The sequence below is a fragment of the Microbacterium sp. ZW T5_45 genome (assembly GCF_044987415.1).
GTDB lineage: Bacteria > Actinomycetota > Actinomycetes > Actinomycetales > Microbacteriaceae > Microbacterium.
The window spans coordinates 16,800-34,829 of sequence record NZ_JBJDRJ010000023.1 but is presented as its reverse complement, the minus strand read 5'-3'; the positions used below and the strand labels follow the sequence as shown (position 1 = coordinate 34,829).

Genomic DNA, 18,030 nt, shown 5'->3' with positions numbered 1-18,030 from the left:
GGATGCGTCCGGCCGCTGTCGGGTCACCCTAGACCGGATGCCGCGCACTGGGCAATCCGTGCAGCGATACCTGCGCACCGCGCGCAGCGGAGGCCGTTCAGATCGCGAATCGCTGAGCAGACTGCCCAGCCCGCGGCCGACGATGAAGTCAGCGCGCGGCCATGACCTCCGCCGGGTCGCTGATCGGCAGCAGGCACACGAATCCACGACAGTCGTAGACGCGCTCCGGCACGCCCGCCCGCCCGTCGAACAGCTCGAATCCCGCAGCCTCGAAGGCCGCCGCCTGCGCCGGAGTCACGACCGCCACGAGATCCGCATCGGCGGCGCGAGCGGCCGCGGCGAGCGCCCCGTCGGACGACGACGTCACCACGACGATCTGCCGTGGCGGCTCTCCGAGCCCTGCGGCGGCGCTCAGCAGGCTGCCGTGCGCGAAGGGCTGTTCGAGGGCGCGCGCGGTGAGCGAGCGCACGATCTCCGTCGCCGCATCCCGGTAGTGCTCCCCCGCGCCGAACCGCCAGGCCGTGAGAGCCGCCGCCGCCAACGCGGCCGCGTCCGACGGCAGGTCGCCGTCGGTCTGATCCGGTGCGACCGCGATGCCGTGCGCCGCCAGCAGCGGATCCCCGCCGACACCGTCGAGCGCGAGATCCACCAGGTCCCTCGCCTCACGCGCCCAGTCCGCATCGCCGGTCGCCGCGGAGAGCGCGAACAGCCCCTCGGCGAGCAGTGCGAGATCGGATGCCGTGGCGACGGCATCCGATGCCACGCCGTCGACGGACGTGCGCACGATGGCGCCGTGCGAGCTGCGGTTCGTGTCGAGCACGCCCCTCGCGGCATCCGCTGCCACGTCGATCCACCCCGGCTCACCCATCGCGGCTCCCGCGCGGGCCAGCGAGGCGATCGCCAGTCCGTTCCAGCCGGTGATGACCTTGGCGTCGACCCGCGGCGGCTCGAGGCCCTCACGTTCGACCGGCGGGCGCAGGTAGTAGCCGCCCTCGCTGCGCTCGCCGTCGATCCACGACTCGGAGTCCTGGGCGGCGCCGAAACCGCCGTCGGGGCGGCGGAGCACGTCGAGGAGGAACGTTGCGATCCCCCGGGCCGCCGTGCGATCGCCGGCATCGACCGCCACCCCGAGGAGCTGCGCGTTGTCGGTGAGCATCCGCTCGTAGTGCGGAACGCTCCAGTCGCGCTGCGTCGCGTAGCGGAAGAACCCGCCGTCGTGGTCGCGCAGATCGGATGCCGTCATCGCGGCGAGCGCGCGCTCGGCGACTGCGGCCGCGTCCGGAGCCGCACGACGCACCACCGGGCTCTGCAGGAAACGCAGCACGGTCGCGACGGGGAATTTCGGCGCGCCCCCGAAGCCGCCGAAGCGGGAGTCCTCGTTCGCCGCGATCGCGCGCGCCGCCGCGGCGAGCGCCGCCTCGTCCGGTTCCGCCTGCGGTGTGGTCGCGGCGGCCCGTCGCAGGGCGTCGGAGACCGCCTCGGCGGACTCCTCGGCCTGCGCTCTGCGCTCGCTCCACGCCTCGCCGACCGCGGAGAGGACGTCGCGGAAGGCCGGCAGCGGGGCGCGCGCCTCCGGGGGCCAGTACGTGCCGGCGTAGAAGACGCGACCCTGCGGCGTCGTGAACACGGTCAACGGCCAGCCGAGGCTCTGCGTGAATGCGGAGGCGGCGGCCATGTACGCGCCGTCGACCTCCGGATGCTCCTCGCGATCGACCTTCACCGCGACGAAGCCCTCGGCGAGCTGCGCGGCGATCGACGGGTCGGCGAACGATTCCCTGGCCATCACATGGCACCAGTGACACGTCGAGTAGCCGATCGAGACCATGACCGGAACGTCGCGGCGGCGGGCCTCGGCGAACGCCGCCTCGCCCCAGGGGTACCAGTCCACGGGATTGTCCGCGTGTGCGCGCAGATAGGGGCTGAGAGCGTCGGCGAGCCGGTTCGTCATGCTCGCAACGCTACGCCGCCCTGGCCGGCGAACGGCGCTGTCGATGTTCGGGTCAGCCGACGAGCAGGTCGACGGGCCGCGAGGCCGCGTAGTTCACGAGCGGCAGGGCTCGCTCGGCCGCGAGCGCGATGCGCGAGTGGAGCACCTCGGACGTGATCTCGTAGCGATCGAAGTCGGTGTCGCTGGCGTACACGCCGAGCGGCAGCGTGAGCGCCTGGAAGAACGCGAACAGCGGGCGCAGCTGATGCTCGATGATGAGGGCATGACGCTCTCCGCCACCTGTGGCGGCCAGGAGCACGGGCTTGCCGACGAGCGCGTACTGGCCGACGAAGTCGAAGAGGTGCTTGAACAGCCCGGTGAACGACGCACGGTAGACGGGGCTGCCGACGATGAGCAGGTCGGCCTCCTCGATCGCGACGATCTTCTCCTCGACCGAGGCGGGAAGCTGGTCCCGGCGCAGCGCACCGGCGAGCGACGGACCGATGTCGGTGAGCTCGATCACCTCGACCGTCACCTCAGCGCGCTCGGCGATCGCGGCGGCGATCGCACGGATGAGCGCGGTGGTCTTGCTCGGCTCGTGGAGCGAGCCGGAGACGGCGACGACGCGGTACGGATCAGTCATGCCCTCGACGCTACTCACGACGACGCCCCGCGTCGCGCGAAGCGACACGGGGCGTCATGGAAGGCCGGGGTGCGAGCGTGGGGACTCAGTTCACCTCGGTCGGGTGCGCACCGACGCGGCCGCTGCCGTCGAGCGGGTCGAGAGCGTCGATCGCCGCGATCTCGGCATCCGTCAGCTCGAAGCCGAACACGTCGAGGTTCTCGCGCAGACGCTCGGGGCGCACCGACTTCGGGAACACGATGAAGCCCTTCTGCAGGTGCCACCGCAGCACGGCCTGCGCGGGGGTCACACCGTGCGCCGACGCGGCATCCGCGATCGCCGGGGTGCCGAACAGATCGTACTTGCCCTGACCGAGCGGACCCCACGACTCGATGCGCACGCCGTGCGCCGTCGCCCACTCGACGACGTCGCGCTGCTGGTACGCCGGGTGCAGCTCGATCTGGTTGACCGCGGGGGTGACGCCCGTCTCGGCCACCGTGCGCTCGAGGTGCTCGACGAGGAAGTTCGAGACGCCGATGCTGCGGGTCAGCCCCGCCTCACGCAGCTCGACGAGCTTCGCGAAGGCGTGCACGTAGTCGTCCTTGGCGGGCGTCGGCCAGTGCACGAGGTAGAGGTCGACCTGTTCGAGGCCGAGCTTCTCGAGGCTCTCGCCGATCGCGGCGCGGGGCTCCTCGCCGTGATGGCGGTCGTTCCAGAGCTTGGTGGTGATGAAGAGCTCATCGCGAGCGATGCCGGAGGCGGCGATCGCCGCGCCCACGCCCTCTTCGTTGCCGTAGATCGCAGCGGTGTCGATGTGGCGGTAGCCGATCTCGAGGGCTTCGCTCACCGCACGCTCGGTCTCGTCGGCGGGCACCTTGAAGACGCCGTAGCCGAGCTGCGGGATGGAATGGCCGTCGTTCAGTTCGAGTGCAGGAATCGTCATGCATCCAGCCTAGGACGGGCCGCGGACGGCGGGGCCGCCATCGCCCGCGCCGCCCGAGCGGTGAGGCGCTCGAGCGGACCCTGACCTGCGAAGACCGACCACACGGTCGCGACGAGGATGAGCCCGAGCGAAAGGATCACCCAGAACAGCCCGTCGGTGTAGAAGGCCCCCGGTCCGGAGATGAGAGCGATCACAAGGATGTGCGCGCTGTATGCCGACAGCGGCATGGAGCCGAGAGCGCCGAGTGGCAGCAGCGGCACCCGGAACGCGCGGCTCGCGAGCAGACAGGCTCCGATCACGGCGAGCGCGAATCCTCCCGATCCGAGGATCTCGGCGGTGCCGCCGCTGTGCGCGTCGACGGCCAGCACCGCGCGGATCATCGAGCCGATCGGATCCGTGGCGATCAGCGACTCCGGATAGCCGTCCCACCCGGGGGCGGCCTCCTGGTAGGGGATGCCGGGATCCGCCGCCGCTCCCCACGCGACGCCCACCGCACCCAGGCCGTAGCCGATGATCGCGAGACCGATGCCGGTGAAGAGCGTGAGGGCGGCCGTGCGGATCGTGTCCACGTGCAGCCGCCCCAGCGCCATGCCCGCGAAGACGAACGCCATCCACACCGTGATCGGATAGCTGCCCGAGATCACGAAGCCGATGCCGGCGCCGAACGGATGCAGCGTGAGCGCGTTCACGAGTGCCAGGAGCGCCGGCCCCAGCAGTGCGAGCCCGCCGGCGGCGGTGAGCAGCTGCCAGGGCCGCCAGCGCAGGAACGGGATCACCGCGACGTAGATGAGTCCGTAGAGCGTGAGGATCACGGCGATCGGCGTGTTCAGGTATTCGAGCAGGATGCCGATGACGAAGACGACCGCACCTCGCCCGACGAGCCCCAGTCGGATGCTCGGCAGCCGCTGCGGGTCGGGTCCGGCCGAGCGTCCGGTCATCAGGGCGACGGACACCCCGGCGAGCACGGCGAACAGGATCGATGAGCGGCCGTGCACGATCCCGGCCCAGGTCTCGGGGTCGCTCCAGACGAGGTCGGGCGCGTCGCCGATGTGCGCTCCGGCCATGCCGATGATCGCGAGACCTCTGGCCACGTCGAGGCCGAGGATGCGTGGGGGACGGCCGAACTCGCGGACCCACCGCTGCAGACTGCTCACCCGATGATCGTAGGCGGGCCGCGGCGTCATACGATGGAGGGCCATGTCCTCCCCCGTGATCGCCTATCCCCCGGAGCTGCCGGTCAGCGCCGCCCGGCACGAGATCTCCGACGCCATCCGCGACCACCAGGTCGTGATCGTCGCCGGCGCGACCGGGTCGGGCAAGACGACGCAGCTGCCCAAGATCGCGCTCGAACTGGGCCGCGAGCGCATCGCGCACACGCAGCCCCGGCGGCTCGCGGCGCGCACGATCGCCGAGCGTGTCGCCGAGGAGCTGCAGGTCGATCTCGGCGGCCTCGTCGGCTACAAGGTCCGCTTCACCGATCAGGTGTCGGACCAGACGCGCATCGCGCTGATGACCGACGGCATCCTGCTGAACGAGATCCATCGCGACCGGCTGCTGCGCCGCTACGACACGATCATCATCGACGAGGCGCACGAGCGCTCGCTCAACGTCGACTTCCTGCTCGGCTATCTCGTGCGCATCCTGCCGGAGCGGCCCGACCTCAAGGTGATCATCACCTCGGCGACGATCGACCCTGAGAGCTTCGCGGCGCACTTCGCGGATGCCGAGGGGTGCCCTGCCCCGATCATCGAGGTGTCGGGGCGAACGTACCCGGTGGAGATCCGCTACCGGGCGCGCACCGAGGAGTCGGAGGACGACGAGGTGGGCGAGATCGTCGCCGCGCTGCGCGAGCTCGATCGTGAGGCTCCCGGCGACGTGCTGGTGTTCCTGCCCGGCGAGGCCGAGATCCGCGACGCGGCCGACGCGGTCCGCGGCGCATACCGATCACAGACCGCGCCCGTCGAGGTGCTCCCGCTCTATGGCCGCCTCTCCGCCGCCGAACAGCATCGCGTGTTCGAGCGATCGACGGTCGCCGGCATCCGTCGCCGCGTGGTGCTCGCGACCAACGTCGCCGAGACGAGCCTCACGGTACCGGGTATCAAGTACGTCATCGACACCGGCACCGCCCGCATCTCGCGGTACAGCAACCGTTCCAAGGTGCAGCGGCTGCCTATCGAACCGGTCTCGCAGGCATCCGCCAATCAGCGGTCGGGAAGAGCCGGCCGCACGAGCGACGGCATCGCGATCCGTCTCTACGCCGAGGACGATTTCACCGGTCGCCCCGAGTTCACCGAACCCGAGATCCTGCGCACCTCGCTCGCCTCGGTCGTGCTGCAGATGCTCTCGCTCGGCTTCGGCGATATCACGGACTTCCCCTTCCTCACGCCGCCCGATTCTCGGGGGGTCAAATCCGCGTTCGACCTGCTCACCGAGCTGGGTGCCCTTCGACAGGCTCAGGGACCGGAAGACAGGGTCACCCTGACCCGCATCGGTCGCGACATCTCGCGCATGCCGATGGATCCGCGGTTCGCACGCATGATCGTCGAAGCCGGTCGCACCGGCGTCATCGGTGCGGTGCTCCCGATCGTCGCCGGGCTGTCGATCCAGGACGTGCGCGAACGCCCGTCCGCCGAGGCGTCACAGGGCGTGCGCGATGAGGCGGATCGCCTGCACGCGCGCTTCACCGATCCGACGAGCGACTTCCTCGCGCTGCTGAACCTGTGGAACCATCTGCGCGAGCAGCAGCGCGAGCTCGGCTCCAGCGCCTTCCGACGCATGTGCCGCAATGAGCATCTGAACTACGTCCGCGTCCGCGAGTGGTTCGATGTGCACCGCCAGTTGCGCACCCTGGTCCGCGACCGGAGCGAAGACACGACGGCCGATCCGGATGCCGTGCACCGCGCGCTCCTGGCAGGACTCCTCTCGCAGATCGGCATCCTCGACGAGCGCACCACTGGCAAGGGTGCCGACCCCAAGAAGCGCCGCACCGCCGAGTACCGCGGCGCGCGCGGCATCCGCTTCTCGATCTTCCCCGGCTCGGGCCTGCGCAAGAAGAGCCCGCAGGCGGTCATGGCCGCCGAGATCGTCGAGACCTCGCGCACCTTCGCACGCACCGTCGCGTCGATCGACCCCGCATGGGCGGAGTCTCTCGCCGGCGACCTCGCCAAGCGGCAGGTCAGCGAACCGCACTGGTCGAAGGACGCCGGCGCGGCCGTGGCCTTCGAGAAGGTCACGCTGTTCGGAGTCGAGATCATCCCCCGCCGCCGGGTGCAGTTCGCCCGCATCGACCGCGCCGCGTCCCGCGAGATGTTCGTGCGGCACGCGCTGGTCGACGGCGAATGGGATCCCAGCCGCATCGACAAGCGGGTCAGCGCCTTCTGGCGCAGCAACGCCGAGCTCCGCAAGCGCCTCGAGAAGCTCGAGGAGCGGGAGCGCCGACGCGACATCCTCGCAGGCGACGAGGCGGTGTTCCGCTTCTACGACGAGCGCATCCCCGCCGAGGTGTTCGACGTGCGCTCGTTCGAGAAGTGGTGGCGCGACGCGCTCACCGCAACGCCGAAGCTGCTCGTCATGCGCGAGGCCGACCTCGTCGACGACGACAGCCGCGCAGATCGCAGCGAGTTCCCGACCCGGTGGTCGCAGGGCGACCAGGTGCTGGGGCTGGCCTATCGGTTCGAACCGGGCGCGGCCGACGACGGCGTGAGCGTCGTCGTCCCCCTGGCGCTGCTCGCCCAGATCGAGGACACCGGCTTCGACTGGCAGGTGCCTGGGCTGCGCGCCGAACTCGTGACCGGTCTGCTGCGGGCGTTGCCGAAGGCCATACGCCGTCATGTCGTCCCGGCCGCCGACTGGGCCGACAGGTTCGGCGCAGAGCTCGCCGAAGACGGTCCGGAGAACCACGGCGGACGCCCCACGCGCACGCTGAAGGAGGCGCTCGCGCGGCTCATCCAGCCGTTGGCGAACCAGCGGGTGTCGGCGGACGACTTCGACGACGAGCGTGTGCCCGCCCACCTGCGCATGAACTTCCGTGCCGTCGACGAACGCGGCCGCGTGGTCGGATCGGAACGCGACCTGCGGGCGCTGCAGTCGAAGCTCGCCGATCGCGCCCGCAGCAGCGTGAGCCGATCGCTCGGCGCTCCGGCACGCGGCGCTTCCGACCGGGCATCCGCCGTCGCCGCCGCCTCCGTCCGCGCGCCGATCGAGCAGGAGGGACTCACCGCCTGGACATTCGATGACCTCCCCGAGGTTCTCGACACCCGCGTCGCCGGCGGCGTGGTGCGGGGGTACCCGGCGATCGTCGATCAGGGCAAGACCGTCGCGGTGCGCGTCGAAGCCACAGCGGATGCCGCAGCCGAGGCGACCCGTGACGGCGTGCTCCGGCTCGTCCTCCTCGGCGTCCCGACCCCATCGTCGTACGTGCAGGAGCACCTGACCGGTCAGGAGAAGCTCGCGCTCGCCGCATCGCCGTACCAGAACGCAGCCGCCCTCATCGAGGACGCCAGGGCGGCGGTGGCCCGCCGCGCCCTCGACTCCCGCGGCCCCATCCGCACGCGCGCCGCGTTCGAGGCCGCGCGCGACCAGATCTCCGCCACCCTCGTCGACGAGCTCTTCGCCTGCGTCTCGCTCGTCGCGCGGATCCTGACGAAGTCCCGCGACGTGGAACGCGCGATCAAGTCGCAGAACTCGCTCGCCCTCCTCGGCCCGCTGAACGACATCCGCACACAGCTGACCGCTCTCCTGCATCCCGGGTTCATCTCGGCAGCGGGCGTCGATCGCCTGGCGCACTTCCCGCGTTACCTCGACGGAATGCTCGACCGTCTGAAGACGCTCGCCAGCGAACCCGGCAAGGACCGTACCCGGATGAGCGAGTACGAACGCATGGCGGCGGCCTATACCGACGCCGGCGGCACCTTCCCTCTCGCGCCCGGCGCAGCCCCGCACCTCGTCGAGACGCGCTGGCTGCTCGAGGAGTACCGCATCAGCGTGTTCGCGCAGCGACTCGGCACCGCGCAGCCGGTCTCGCCCCAGCGGATCACGAAGGCGCTCGCCGCCCGGTGATCCGCCGCGGGTAGCCTGGTCGCATGACCCGCGCGATCGTGTACACCGAGTTCGGCTCCCCCGACGTCCTCCATCAGATCGAGATCCCCGAGCCCGTCGTCGGCAGCGGCGAGGTGGTCGTGCGGATCGAGGCGGCCGGTGTCAATCCGATCGACGCGAAACTGCGCAGCGGTAAGCGCCCCTCCCCGCCGATCGAGGAACCGCGGCGCGTCGGCACCGACGGTGCGGGCGTCGTCACGAGCGTCGGTCCCGGAGTCGACGGGTTCGCGATCGGCGACCGCGTCGCGATCCGCGACACCCTCGGCACGTACGCCTCCGAACTCGCCGTCCCGTCCGAGCGATTGACGCTCCTCCCCGACAGCGTGACCGCCGCTGAGGCCGCGGGTGTCGGCATCCCGGCGGGCACCGCGTACCAGTCCCTGCGCTCTCTCGGCGTCGCCGAGGGAGACGTGCTGCTCGTGCACGCGGGATCGGGCTCCGTGGGTCAGGCGGCGGTCCAGTTCGCCGTCGCCTGGGGCGCGACCGTGATCGCCACCGGCAAGCCGGCCCGACACGAGCAGCTGCGTGACCTCGGGGCGATCCCGGTCGCCTACGGCGACGGTCTTCTGGAGCGGGTGCGCGAGGTCGCACCAGGGCCCGTGACGGTCGCCCTCGACGGAGCGGGGACCGACGAGGCGATCGAGACCTCCCTCGCCCTCGTCGAGGACCGCGACCGCATCGCGACGATCGTGCGCGGACCGGATGCCGCGTCCTTCGGCATCCGTGCGTTCTCCGGCGGCTCCCCGGTCCCCCTCACCGAGCAGGAGCTCGCCTGGCGCGCCGAGGCCGTGCCCGCGACGATCGCGCTCATCGCCGCTGGCGACTTCGTGGTCGAACTGGGCCAGGAGCTCCCGCTCGATCAGGCCGCGCGCGCACATGAACTGGTCGAGTCGCATGCGGCCGACGGCAAGATCGTGCTCGTCCCCTGACGCCATAGGCTGGGTCCATGACTGGTCTTCGATGGGGAATCCTCGCGACCGGCGGCATCGCCGGCGCCTTCGCCGCTGATCTGCGCACCGCGGGCCTCGATCTCGCCGCCGTGGGGTCGCGCTCGCAGGAATCCGCCGACGCCTTCGCCGAGCGCTTCGACATCCCTCGTGCGCACGCGTCCTACGAGGCCCTCGTGGCGGACACCGAGATCGACATCGTCTACGTCTCCACCCCGCACCCGCTGCACCACGCGAACGCACGGCTCGCGCTCGAGGCGGGCAAGCACGTGCTCGTCGAGAAGGCCTTCACCGTGAACAGGGCCGAGGCCGAGGATCTGCAGCGGCTCGGCGCCGAGCGCGGCCTGCTCGTGATGGAGGCGATGTGGACCCGCTATCTGCCGCACATGGCGCGCATACGCGAGATCATCGCGGCGGGCACGCTCGGCGACATCCGCGCGGTGACCGCCGATCACACGCAGCTCCTCCCCTCCGACCCGACGCACCGGCTCAACGACCTCGCACTCGGCGGCGGTGCACTGCTCGATCTCGGGATCTACCCGATCTCGTTCGTGTCGGATGTGCTGGGCGCTCCGACGAGCGTGCGGGCGGTCGCGCGACTCGGCGACACCGGCGCCGACACCGAGGTCGCGACCGTGATGACGCACGCGGGCGGCGCGCTCTCGACCACCCTGTCGTCGTCCAGGGCCGCCGGCCCCGACGCCGCGAGCATCATCGGCACCGACGCGCGCATCGACATCGATCGGGTCTGGTACACCCCGACGAGCTTCCGCGTGGTGCGGCCCGACGGCGCGGTGATCGAGGAGTACTCGTCCGAGGTCGCCGGACGCGGCATGGAGTACCAGGCGCTGGCGGCCGAACGACTGATCGCCGACGGCGAGCGCGACTCCGACCTGCTGCCGATCGCCGAGAGCGTCGCGATCATCGGCACGCTCGATGAGGTGAGGGCGCAGATCGGCGTGCGATACCCGAACGAGGAGGACCACCATGGCTGAGGCATCCGAGGCGCGCGTCGCCGTCTATCTGGACTTCGACAACATCGTCATCTCCTGGTACGACCGGGTGCACGGGCGCAACGCCTACGGCAAGGACCGCCAGCGCATCGTGGAACGGCCCGACGATCCCGAGGTCACCGAGCGGCTCAAGGCGGCGATGATCGATGTCGGCGCCATCATCGACTATGCGGCGTCCTTCGGCACCCTGGTGCTCACACGGGCCTACGCGGACTGGTCGTCCCCGGTGAACGCCGAGTACCGCTCACAGCTCGTCGCGAGGGCGGTCGATCTCGTGCAGCTGTTCCCCGCCGCGGCGTACGCCAAGAACGGCGCGGACATCCGCCTGGCCGTCGATGCCGTCGAGGACATGTTCCGGCTTCCCGACCTCACGCACGCCGTGATCGTCGCGGGCGACAGCGATTACGTTCCGCTGGCGCAGCGGTGCAAGCGCCTCGGCCGCTACGTCATCGGCGTCGGCGTCGCGGGTTCCACGGCGAAGTCGTTGGCCGCGGCGTGCGACGAGTTCGAGTCGTACGACTCCCTGCCCGGCGTGGTGCGGCCGAATCGGAGCGCGCCTGCGACCGTCGAGGTGGTCGAGACCTCGGAACCGGCGACCAAGAGCAAGGCCCCGAAGACCCGGGCAGCGCGGGCGAAGGTCGTGCCGGCCGCGAATCAGGACGAGCAGGCGGAGGCCACGGAGCTGCTCCAGCGTGCTCTGCGCCTCGGTCATGACAAAGCGGACGCCGACGAGTGGCTGCACAGCTCGGCGGTGAAGACGCACATGCGCCGGATGGATCCCTCGTTCAGTGAGAAGGCCCTCGGCTACCGCTCGTTCTCGGAGTTCCTGAAGTCGCGCGACGATCTCGCCGAGCTCGAGGAGACCGGTCACGAGCGGCTCGTGAAGCTGCGGGATCGGTGACGCCGGTTCCGCAGTCCCCCTATGCACGGGCGCTCGGGGAACGCATCGACGAGTTGCATCCGCGGCTGCGCGCGTACTTCACGGCGATCCCCGAGGGCCGTGTCGGCATCGGCGAGGGTGTATTCGATGTGGTCGGCACGCCGCGCCGCTGGCTGTGGCCCGTGCTGCGGATGCTCGAACGACACGGCGTCATCGCCGCCGGCCACGAGCGCGACGTGCCGTTCCGCGTCGAGAACCGCACGATCGCCTCGCGTGCGATCGCGGAGCGCACCTTTTATCTGAGTTCCGGCGACTGGACGATGCACGACGCGGTCGCGCTGACCCGGCACGGCAGGGTCGTCGACGAACTCGGGGAGCCAGGGTTGATAGCCGCCTGCTTCGATCTCGACGTGCATCGCGGTGGCCTGCGACTCACGAGCCGGGCGGTCGGCATCCGTCTCGGCGGTCTGCGGCTGCGACTGCCTCGCTTCCTGTCCCCCGTGGTCCGTCTCTCTGAGCGCTATGACGACGACGTCGAACGCCAGCGGGTCGAGCTCACGATCGACGCCCCCGTTCTCGGCCGGCTCTACGAGTACCGAGGATCGTTCGACTATCGGATCGAGGAGGCACAGCGATGAGCACAGGACGCGTCGTGATCGGCGGCTCAACGGGATTCATGGGCCGATACCTGTTACCGCGGCTGCGGGAGGCCGGCCGAGAGGTGCTGACGATCTCGCGGTCGGGAGCCGATATCGCCTGGGGCGACCAGACGGCGATCGATCGTGCCGTCGACGGCGCAGAGCTCGTCATCGGCCTGGCAGGTAAGAGCGTCAACTGCCGGTACACGCCGGAGAATCGCGCGGAGATCTTCCGGTCCCGTCTCGAGACGACGTCGTCACTCAGCACGGCGATCGCGCGTGCGTCCGCTCCGCCCGCGCTCTGGGTGAACTCGTCGACCGCGACGATCTACCGGCACGCCGAGGACCGTCCGATGACGGAGTCGACCGGTGAGATCGGCTCCGGGTTCTCGGTCGAGGTCGCCAAGGCCTGGGAGCAGGCGCTGTTCGCAGATGACCTGCCGCAGACCCGGCGCGTGGCGTTGCGCTCCGCCATCGTGCTCGGTCACGGCGGCGTGCTGGGACCGATCCGCTCACTCGCCCGGCTGGGTCTCGGCGGCGCGCAGTACGACGGCCGCTGGCCGGTCTCCCGTGCGCGGCGCGAGGCGGGGACCGCGCACCTGCCTGGTGCACGGCGCGGGCGCCAGCGCTTCAGCTGGGTGCATGTCGAGGACGTCGCCCGCATCATCGAATTCCTCGAGGAGACGCCGACTCTGGACGGCCCGGTGAACGCCGCTGCGCCGCACCCGGTCGACAACGTGGCGTTCATGGCCACGGTGCGGCGGGGGCTGGGGGTGCGCATCGGCCCCCCGATGCCGCGGTGGATGCTCGAGCTGGGCGCCATCGGCATCCGCACCGAGACCGAGCTCGTCCTCAAGAGCCGCTGGGTGCTGCCGGAGAAGCTCAGCGCTGCCGGGTTCGAGTTCCGCTACCCGTCCCTCGAACCTGCGATCCGCGAGTCCTTCGACCTCGTCTAGCGTTCGAGCCGGTGCAGTCAGTCCCCTGCTGCGTTGCCCGCGCCGAGTATCGACGAGAATCCGGCATCCAGAGACGTCGCCAGTGCGAGGGGGTCTCCGAGATACCCGTTGACCATGGCCCCGTCCCGCAGGATCATCAGCTGGTTCGCCACGGAGCCGGCATCACGGACTCCGGCCCGCCCGGCGACCCCGGCGAAGAAGCCGATCATCCACTCGCGGTGCGCCGCCACCGCGAGGCGGACGGGGTCGTGCGGATCGGGGTACTCCGCAGCCGCATTGATGAACGCGCACCCGCGGAAGCCCGGGCTGCAGCTGGCCGTGCCGATGTCGGCCGCGATGGTGTGCATGGTGGCAAGCGGATCGCCGTCGTCGACGGTGCTGTTCATCCACGCCTGCTCCGCCGCTGACTGCCGTTCGAGGTAAGCGACGACGAGGTCGTTCTTCGTGCGGAAGTGCCGGTAGAACGTGACCTTGGTGATGCCGACCTGCTCGATGATGCGATCTGCGCTCGTCGCCCGGATGCCGTGCTCGTAGAAGAGGTCGTTCGCGGCATCGAGGATCCGCTGTCGTGTGTTCCTCGCGGGTGATGCCGTCGCCGGGAGGGCGGTCGTCTCATCGTGCACTTCGGGCTCCGGTCTCGGTCGAGCAGGTTGCGGCGCTTCGTCAAGGATTCCATGCTTCGCGGTCGGCCGGTGCTTGCGCTCCGCGCGGCGATGAACTACGGTCACCATGTAGACGTACTAGTAACTCTACTAGACGAACATCCTCAGAGAAGGCCGATCATGTCCGATTCCCTCCCCTCTCCCGCCCTGCGCCGCGCGCTGCGCCGCCTCTATGTCGTCCGGGCCGGATTCACCGTCGTCTGGGCGGCGCTGCTGATCTCGACCGGCGGCGCCGTCGGTCCTCTCCTCACCGTCCTGCTCGTCGTGTATCCGCTGTTCGACGCGGCGTCGGTGTTCTGGCAGATCCGCGCCGAGGGCGGGTCCCGCCGGGCGAAGGCGTCGGAATGGGCCAATGTCGTCGTCAGCACGGTCGTCGCGATCGTCCTGGGGTGGGCATCGACCTCCCCCGCCGTCGCGCTCACGGTGTGGGGCGCGTGGGCGATCGGTGCGGGCCTGCCGCAGCTGATCACCGCCATCCGCAATCGCCGCGCGGGCGGACAGGTGCCACAGATGCTCTCCGGCGGGATCTCCCTCTTCGCCGGCGCCGCTTTCCTCCTGCAGGGCCTGCGCGGCGACGGCACGATCATCGGCGTCGCCGGCTATGCCCTGCTCGGAGCAGTGTTCTTCCTGATCTCGGGCATCCGCCTGTCGGCGATGCTCCGGAAGCGGACTGCCGTGTGAACGTCACCGCACTCGACCCACGACCACGACACAACACCAAGAAAGACAGAGCATCATGACCACCAAGATCACCCTCGTCATCGAGAACCCCGCAGACCCCGCGGCGTTCGAGAAGATCTACCCGCAGATCCACACCCTCGCCGCGCGACTCCCCGGGCTCCAGCGCACGGAGTCGGCGAAGGTCTGGCCCAAGGAGGACGGAACACCGACTCCCGCGCACCGGACGCTCGACCTGTACTTCGAGTCCTACGATGCCGCGTCGGCGGCCGTGGCCACCCCTGTGGCCAGGGAGTTCTTCCAGCGGCTGATCGGCACCGGGGTGCCGTTCACGGGGCTGTTCTCCGACATCGAGCCGGAGTGACGGCCTCCGCCGGCAGGGTCTAGGAGTCCGCGTCAGGGGACGGGTCGCTCTTGCGCTTCTCGATCTCGCTGCGCAGCCGCCATTCCTCGATCTCCCGGTCGAGATCCTCGATCTGCTGCTCGGTCGTGCGGGTGTCCACCGGGTGCGGCGCGGGCGGCGGTGCCTGCGGGCGCGGCGAGGGAGCGGCCCGACGCATGCGCGGCATCCGAACCCCCGCCTCGGAGTACTCGCGGCCGATCGCGAACCACAGGATGCTGCCGATCAGCGGCAGCAGGATCACGAGGATGAGCCACACCATCTTGGGCAGGAATCGCACCTGCGCGTCATCGCGCGTGATGATGTCGACCAGCGCGCCGATCATCAGCGCGATGACGAGGATCGAGAGCAGGAACGCCATGATCTCAGGGTAGACGACTCCGAGGTCAGGGAAGCAGGTGTCCTGCGGCGCGATAGAGCTCGTACCACTCCGCCCTGGTGAGCACGACGTCGGCACCCGCCGCCGCCTCGCGCACACGCTCGGGCGTCGTGGTGCCCAGCACCACCTGCATCCCCGCCGGATGACGGGTGATCCACGCGGTGGCGATCGCGATCGGGGTGACGTCGTGCACCGCTGCCAGACGGTCGATCACGGTGTTGAGCTCGGCGTAATCAGGGTTGCCGAGGAAGACGCCGGTGAAGAAGCCGCCCTGGAAAGGCGACCATGCCTGCACGGTGATGCCGTTGATGCGGCAGTACTCGACGATCCCTCCGCCGTCGCGGACGACGCTCTGCTCTTCGGCGACCATGTTCGCCGCGATCGGCTGCGCGATGATCGGGGCGTGCGTGATCGACAGCTGCAGCTGGTTGGCGACGATCGGCTGGCGGACCGAGGTGCGCAGTAGATCGATCTGCCGCGGGGTGTGGTTCGAGACGCCGAAGGCGCGGACCTTACCAGCGGCCTCGAGTTCGTCGAACGCCCTGGCCACCTCGTCCGGCTCGACCAGCGCATCAGGACGGTGCAGCAACAGGACGTCGATGTAGTCGGTGCGCAGGGCGGCGAGCGAGCCCTCCACCTGACGGACGATGTGCTCGTAGGAGAAGTCGAACATGCCCTGAGCGGGCACGATGCCGCACTTGGTCTGCAGCGTGATCTCGCTCCGCTCGGCGGCGGTCAGATCGAGCGCGGCGGCGAACCGCTCCTCGCAGAAGTGCATGCGTCCGCCGTAGATGTCGGCGTGGTCGAAGAAGTCGATGCCCGCCTCACGGGCGGCGTCGTAGAGCTCACGGATCTGCGCGTCGTCCTTGCTGTCGATGCGCATCATCCCGGCGACGATGGCGGGAGCGGTGGAGGTGCCGAAGGGAACGGTCTTCATGCGCACCACGCTACCGGCTGGTGAGGGACGGCGATGGTTGGATGGGGGCATGGCCTTCCGTTCCACTCCTGCGCCCGTCACTCTCTCCGGCCGCCTGGTCGAGCTCCGCCCGCTCGAGGCGGCGCAACACAACGGCCTGCTCGAGGCGCTGCAGGAGGGCGACCTGTGGCGGAACGCCTGGTACACGTCGGTGCCGTCGCCCGAGGGCCTCTCCGCCGAGATCGAACGCCGGCTCGGACTCGCGGCATCCGGTGAGATGGTACCGTTCACGGCGTTCGACGCTGCAGGGCGCGTACTAGGCATGACGTCGTTCTACGATCTCGTCGCCGAGGTGCCTCGTCTGCACATCGGCTACACCTGGAACCGCCCGTCTGCGCACGGCACCGGCACGAACGCCGAATCGAAGCTGCTGCTCATGAGGCACGCCTTCGAGGAGCTCGGGGTGTTCCGGGTCGGCCTCACGACCCAGTGGGTGAACTTCCAGTCCCGCGCCGCGATCGAGCGTCTGGGGGCGAAACAGGACGGTGTGATGCGGGCGATTTCGCGCTATCGCAACGGAGCGCTGCGCGACAGCGTCGAGTACTCGGTGATCGAACCGGAGTGGCCCGCCGTGAAGGCGAATCTCGAGATGCGGCTCGCGAAGCGAGCCTGACCGTCACTCGGTCGACTTGCCCGACCAGCTGTTCGAGCGGCGCGTGGCACCGTTGCGGCCTTCGCGCATCATGAACGCGATCGAGAGGCTCACGATGATGAGGCCGGCGCAGAAGACGATCGCCTGGAAGTCCTCGAGCGACTGCGCGAGGCCCATGAGGTAGATGCCTCCCAGGAAGAGGATCATGAAGAAGATGAAGCTGAGGATCACGGCGTCTCCTGTCGTTGCGGCCGTGATCCAGGATACCGTCGACCGGTCACTCGGCTGACCCCTGGCGGTCCGTGCGGCGGAACTCCACACCGCCGCCCCGACGCTTCACGGTCCGCACGAGGCCTTCCCTCTCGAATCGCCGGATGATCCTTCGCGGCAACGGCGGCAGCTCCGCCGCTACCCCCGGTGCCGCGGTCGCGATGCCGACGAGCAGCGAGATGTCGGTACCGGCGCCGCGCACCTCGACCCGGGCATAGTCGCTCTTCTCGCGCCACAGCAGGTGATCGAGTCGCGAATAGCGGATGACGGATGCCGCGCCGCCGACGTCTATGCGCACCTCGTCGTTCCCGAGGGCCAGGGTGCAGGCGACGGTGCGACGCCGTAGACGCGCCGTGAGGATCGAGTATGCCGGGAGGGCGAGCACGACGCCGACGACGATGATCGACAGCCGGGCGCCGAAGTGCAGGACGATGTCGGAGAAGGCGATGAGCAGCACCACCGCGAGCGCTCCGACGAGGACGACGATCCACACGATGGCGCGGGTCAGCGCGCGGAACGGCATCTCGATCGCGGTGAACGCGACGATCGATCCGTCTCCGCTGTCATCGCGCTGCCAGTCGGGCACCGCGCGCAGGGGCCGCCGTGCCTCCTCCCGCCGCCGCAGTCCCTGCGTGACGCGGCCGAGGAGCCCGAGGACGATCCACCCGGTCGCCGGGATCGCCGCGAGGTTGAGAGTGAGGAGCACTCCACGCAGAGGCTCGGGCACAGACTCGATGAGGGCGCTGCCCGAGGTGATGACCGTGACCAGGATCGCCGCGAGCACGATGGTCACCGCGAGGTGCAGCACGAGACCGTTCCGTGGCATCTGCTCCACCGCGTTGACGAACGAGAACCCCGCGCACCATCCTCCGCCGAGCAGGAGGAGGAACTGCGCGATCCCGAGGTCCTCGGTCAGCAGCGTCACGGCCACGCCGGCCGCAAGGAGGAGCACGGCGATCAGCGCTGGCCCTCGGACGAGGACGGGTCGCTCGGATGCCGACGGGGCGACGGATGCCGGGGACTCGCTCACCCGGGCCATCCTAGGGCGCG

Annotated in this window: 18 protein-coding genes; 9 read left to right on the top strand and 9 right to left on the bottom strand. The window is 70.0% G+C overall.

The window, feature by feature from the left end:
* Positions 1-148: 148 nt before the first annotated feature.
* The 4 genes from ACI3KS_RS12515 to ACI3KS_RS12500 all read right to left on the bottom strand — a co-directional run bounded on the left by ACI3KS_RS12515 (position 149) and on the right by ACI3KS_RS12500 (position 4,646).
* Positions 149-1,948, bottom strand: coding sequence for a thioredoxin domain-containing protein (locus ACI3KS_RS12515; protein ID WP_404918760.1), 1,800 nt, complete (start codon positions 1,946-1,948; stop codon positions 149-151).
* Positions 1,949-2,000: 52 nt separating this feature from the next.
* Entirely contained in the window at positions 2,001-2,570 is a 570-nt protein-coding gene (gene msuE / locus ACI3KS_RS12510; RefSeq protein ID WP_404918758.1) for an FMN reductase, read from the bottom strand.
* An 85-nt stretch (positions 2,571-2,655) separates the two neighbouring features.
* The gene (locus ACI3KS_RS12505; RefSeq protein ID WP_404918756.1) at positions 2,656-3,492 is read right to left on the bottom strand and encodes an aldo/keto reductase; all 837 of its coding nucleotides are present in this window, start codon (positions 3,490-3,492) and stop codon (positions 2,656-2,658) included.
* Positions 3,489-4,646: a heparan-alpha-glucosaminide N-acetyltransferase domain-containing protein gene (locus ACI3KS_RS12500; RefSeq protein ID WP_404918754.1), complete on the bottom strand. Its 1,158-nt coding sequence runs from the start codon at positions 4,644-4,646 to the stop codon at positions 3,489-3,491. The genes ACI3KS_RS12505 and ACI3KS_RS12500 overlap by 4 nt, the downstream gene beginning before the upstream one ends.
* A gap of 28 nt (positions 4,647-4,674) precedes the next feature.
* On the opposite strand from ACI3KS_RS12500, the gene hrpA reads away from it, so the two are divergent.
* The 6 genes from hrpA to ACI3KS_RS12470 are packed head-to-tail and all read left to right on the top strand — an operon-like array spanning position 4,675 to position 13,023.
* Entirely contained in the window at positions 4,675-8,550 is a 3,876-nt protein-coding gene (hrpA, locus tag ACI3KS_RS12495) for an ATP-dependent RNA helicase HrpA (protein WP_404918806.1), read from the top strand.
* Between the two features lie 23 nt (positions 8,551-8,573).
* Positions 8,574-9,518, top strand: coding sequence for a zinc-binding alcohol dehydrogenase family protein (locus ACI3KS_RS12490; protein ID WP_404918752.1), 945 nt, complete (start codon positions 8,574-8,576; stop codon positions 9,516-9,518).
* A 17-nt stretch (positions 9,519-9,535) separates the two neighbouring features.
* Positions 9,536-10,531: a Gfo/Idh/MocA family protein gene (locus ACI3KS_RS12485; RefSeq protein WP_404918750.1), complete on the top strand. Its 996-nt coding sequence runs from the start codon at positions 9,536-9,538 to the stop codon at positions 10,529-10,531.
* Complete coding sequence (locus ACI3KS_RS12480; protein ID WP_404918748.1) at positions 10,524-11,450, top strand: NYN domain-containing protein; 927 nt, start codon at positions 10,524-10,526, stop codon at positions 11,448-11,450. The genes ACI3KS_RS12485 and ACI3KS_RS12480 overlap by 8 nt, the downstream gene beginning before the upstream one ends.
* The gene (locus ACI3KS_RS12475; RefSeq protein WP_404918746.1) at positions 11,447-12,067 is read left to right on the top strand and encodes a DUF4166 domain-containing protein; all 621 of its coding nucleotides are present in this window, start codon (positions 11,447-11,449) and stop codon (positions 12,065-12,067) included. Before ACI3KS_RS12480 ends, ACI3KS_RS12475 begins: the two co-directional genes overlap by 4 nt.
* Entirely contained in the window at positions 12,064-13,023 is a 960-nt protein-coding gene (locus tag ACI3KS_RS12470; protein ID WP_404918744.1) for an epimerase, read from the top strand. Before ACI3KS_RS12475 ends, ACI3KS_RS12470 begins: the two co-directional genes overlap by 4 nt.
* 17 nt (positions 13,024-13,040) lie before the next feature.
* Here ACI3KS_RS12470 and ACI3KS_RS12465 read toward each other — a convergent pair whose 3' ends face one another.
* On the bottom strand, positions 13,041-13,646 hold the full coding sequence (locus tag ACI3KS_RS12465; RefSeq protein ID WP_404918742.1) for a TetR/AcrR family transcriptional regulator: 606 nt from the start codon (positions 13,644-13,646) through the stop codon (positions 13,041-13,043).
* Positions 13,647-13,805: 159 nt separating this feature from the next.
* Between ACI3KS_RS12465 and ACI3KS_RS12460 the strand changes: the two genes are divergently transcribed.
* Positions 13,806-14,366 carry a hypothetical protein gene (locus ACI3KS_RS12460; protein ID WP_404918740.1) on the top strand — a complete coding sequence of 187 codons (561 nt, stop codon included), beginning with the start codon at positions 13,806-13,808 and terminating at the stop codon, positions 14,364-14,366.
* A 55-nt stretch (positions 14,367-14,421) separates the two neighbouring features.
* A complete protein-coding gene (locus ACI3KS_RS12455) occupies positions 14,422-14,727 on the top strand; it encodes an EthD family reductase (protein ID WP_404918738.1) in 306 nt (101 codons plus the stop codon).
* Positions 14,728-14,746: 19 nt separating this feature from the next.
* Here ACI3KS_RS12455 and ACI3KS_RS12450 read toward each other — a convergent pair whose 3' ends face one another.
* Both ACI3KS_RS12450 and ACI3KS_RS12445 read right to left on the bottom strand, forming a co-directional pair.
* Complete coding sequence (locus ACI3KS_RS12450) at positions 14,747-15,124, bottom strand: PLDc N-terminal domain-containing protein (RefSeq protein WP_404918736.1); 378 nt, start codon at positions 15,122-15,124, stop codon at positions 14,747-14,749.
* A 25-nt stretch (positions 15,125-15,149) separates the two neighbouring features.
* Positions 15,150-16,079 carry an aldo/keto reductase family oxidoreductase gene (locus tag ACI3KS_RS12445; protein WP_404918734.1) on the bottom strand — a complete coding sequence of 310 codons (930 nt, stop codon included), beginning with the start codon at positions 16,077-16,079 and terminating at the stop codon, positions 15,150-15,152.
* 49 nt (positions 16,080-16,128) lie between these two features.
* On the opposite strand from ACI3KS_RS12445, the gene ACI3KS_RS12440 reads away from it, so the two are divergent.
* A complete protein-coding gene (locus ACI3KS_RS12440; RefSeq protein ID WP_404918732.1) occupies positions 16,129-16,731 on the top strand; it encodes a GNAT family N-acetyltransferase in 603 nt (200 codons plus the stop codon).
* A 3-nt stretch (positions 16,732-16,734) separates the two neighbouring features.
* Here ACI3KS_RS12440 and ACI3KS_RS12435 read toward each other — a convergent pair whose 3' ends face one another.
* On the bottom strand, positions 16,735-16,941 hold the full coding sequence (locus ACI3KS_RS12435) for a hypothetical protein (RefSeq protein WP_404918730.1): 207 nt from the start codon (positions 16,939-16,941) through the stop codon (positions 16,735-16,737).
* A gap of 46 nt (positions 16,942-16,987) precedes the next feature.
* Positions 16,988-18,010 (bottom strand): hypothetical protein, encoded by a 1,023-nt coding sequence (locus tag ACI3KS_RS12430; protein ID WP_404918728.1) that lies wholly within the window; start codon positions 18,008-18,010, stop codon positions 16,988-16,990.
* Positions 18,011-18,030 lie beyond the last annotated feature (20 nt).

Bases quoted from the DNA above. Each gene is read 5' to 3' on its own strand.
- ACI3KS_RS12515 (WP_404918760.1), bottom strand. From the start codon at position 1,948: ATGACGAACCGGCTCGCCGACGCTCTCAGCCCCTATCTGCGCGCACAC.
- msuE (WP_404918758.1), bottom strand. From the start codon at position 2,570: ATGACTGATCCGTACCGCGTCGTCGCCGTCTCCGGCTCGCTCCACGAG.
- ACI3KS_RS12505 (WP_404918756.1), bottom strand. From the start codon at position 3,492: ATGACGATTCCTGCACTCGAACTGAACGACGGCCATTCCATCCCGCAG.
- ACI3KS_RS12490 (WP_404918752.1), top strand. From the start codon at position 8,574: ATGACCCGCGCGATCGTGTACACCGAGTTCGGCTCCCCCGACGTCCTC.
- ACI3KS_RS12485 (WP_404918750.1), top strand. From the start codon at position 9,536: ATGACTGGTCTTCGATGGGGAATCCTCGCGACCGGCGGCATCGCCGGC.
- ACI3KS_RS12480 (WP_404918748.1), top strand. From the start codon at position 10,524: ATGGCTGAGGCATCCGAGGCGCGCGTCGCCGTCTATCTGGACTTCGAC.
- ACI3KS_RS12470 (WP_404918744.1), top strand. From the start codon at position 12,064: ATGAGCACAGGACGCGTCGTGATCGGCGGCTCAACGGGATTCATGGGC.
- ACI3KS_RS12460 (WP_404918740.1), top strand. From the start codon at position 13,806: ATGTCCGATTCCCTCCCCTCTCCCGCCCTGCGCCGCGCGCTGCGCCGC.
- ACI3KS_RS12455 (WP_404918738.1), top strand. From the start codon at position 14,422: ATGACCACCAAGATCACCCTCGTCATCGAGAACCCCGCAGACCCCGCG.
- ACI3KS_RS12450 (WP_404918736.1), bottom strand. From the start codon at position 15,124: ATGGCGTTCCTGCTCTCGATCCTCGTCATCGCGCTGATGATCGGCGCG.
- ACI3KS_RS12445 (WP_404918734.1), bottom strand. From the start codon at position 16,079: ATGAAGACCGTTCCCTTCGGCACCTCCACCGCTCCCGCCATCGTCGCC.
- ACI3KS_RS12440 (WP_404918732.1), top strand. From the start codon at position 16,129: ATGGCCTTCCGTTCCACTCCTGCGCCCGTCACTCTCTCCGGCCGCCTG.